This window comes from Gilvimarinus gilvus (assembly GCF_030518155.1).
Taxonomy (GTDB): Bacteria; Pseudomonadota; Gammaproteobacteria; order Pseudomonadales; family Cellvibrionaceae; genus Gilvimarinus; species Gilvimarinus gilvus.
The window spans coordinates 1-456 of sequence record NZ_JAULRU010000420.1 but is presented as its reverse complement, the minus strand read 5'-3'; the positions used below and the strand labels follow the sequence as shown (position 1 = coordinate 456).

Genomic DNA, 456 nt, shown 5'->3' with positions numbered 1-456 from the left:
ATTCCTTTCGATTCTGATAAATTTGACGCTTTGTATGATAAAGTTGTTGAGCATTTAAGCAACCGCGAAATTTATGTACGCGATGCTTTTGCTTGTGCTGATGATGCTTACAAAACAAAAATTAGAGCAATTACAGAAACTCCTGCTGCTAATTTATTTATCTATAACATGTTTATTCGTCCAACGGAAGAAGAATTAAAAAACTTTGGTGATGCTGAATGGACAATTATCAATGCACCAACTTTTGTTGCAGACGCTAATGAAGATGGAACAAGACAACACAATTTCTCTATCTTAAATTTTAAACGTAAAATCGTTTTAAACGGTGGAACTGGTTATACAGGAGAAATGAAAAAAGGAATTTTTTCTGCCTTAAACTTCATCATGCCAGTATTCAGAAATACTTTACCAATGCACTGTTCTGCAAACTCTGGTGAAAACGGAGATACAGCAATG

1 protein-coding gene is annotated in these 456 nt (G+C 34.2%); it reads left to right on the top strand.

Translation table 11 applies throughout. From position 1 onward, the window contains the following. On the top strand, positions 1–456 hold a 456-nt coding region (locus QWI17_RS08225; RefSeq protein ID WP_302722043.1), incomplete at both ends, for a phosphoenolpyruvate carboxykinase (ATP).